This window comes from Methanoculleus sp. DTU007, from assembly GCF_001512385.1.
Classification (GTDB): Archaea; Halobacteriota; Methanomicrobia; order Methanomicrobiales; family Methanoculleaceae; genus Methanoculleus; species Methanoculleus thermophilus.
On sequence record NZ_LFRO01000013.1, the window covers coordinates 1 to 573 of the forward strand.

Consider the following 573-nt stretch of genomic DNA (forward strand, 5'->3'; position numbering starts at 1 on the left):
CCCATGGTGACGACGGCGACACAACTCTGCGGATCTCCCGTGTGGAAGTCGCCCTGAATGATTGGCCATCCGCTGGCCGGTGATTTCTTCTCAACCATGTTAGATCGCCCCCAGCAGCAGTGCCGGAATCACAATCATGAGTAGGGCTACAAGGAATCCGATAGAGAATCCGATGAGCCCCATTCCCATGATTCCCGATTCGAGTTTGGTTGTCCGGGCAAGGATCTGCGCCTTGTAACGGATGGAGCCCATCATCTCGTTGATTGCTGCCATCCGGATGGGACCTGCCTGTGTGTTTTCTTCTGCCATCTATCTCACCCCAGCAAGATGAACCCCAGGATCACGAACGAGACGATCAGACCGATCATGAGACCCTCAATCTTGCCTGAGTAGACACCGGCGGCAAACCTGTTGCGGTACCCGATGTCGGTGACCATCTGCTCGATGATCTTCATCCGTGCGTGTATCAATGCCAGCTCGCCAGAGAGCGGCTGTACTTCGCCGGTAACTTCTTCTGCGCCTTCACCACCGGCTTCCTTGACCTCGACGACCATGGGTTCCGCGCCGAACGCA

At 56.2% G+C, this 573-nt stretch carries 1 protein-coding gene and 2 pseudogenes; all 3 read right to left on the reverse strand.

What is annotated here, in order from left to right:
• A pseudogene (locus ACI94_RS01520) lies at nucleotides 1-98 on the reverse strand (tetrahydromethanopterin S-methyltransferase subunit A); the annotation flags it as partial.
• Between the two features lies 1 nt (nucleotide 99).
• Nucleotides 100-309 (reverse strand): tetrahydromethanopterin S-methyltransferase subunit F, encoded by a 210-nt coding sequence (locus tag ACI94_RS01525; RefSeq protein ID WP_066957239.1) that lies wholly within the window; start codon nucleotides 307-309, stop codon nucleotides 100-102.
• Between the two features lie 5 nt (nucleotides 310-314).
• Nucleotides 315-573, reverse strand: a pseudogene (locus ACI94_RS01530) (tetrahydromethanopterin S-methyltransferase subunit A); the annotation flags it as partial.

Excerpts from the sequence above, each read along its gene's own strand:
- ACI94_RS01525 (WP_066957239.1), bottom strand. The coding sequence starts at position 309 with ATGGCAGAAGAAAACACACAGGCAGGTCCCATCCGGATGGCAGCAATC.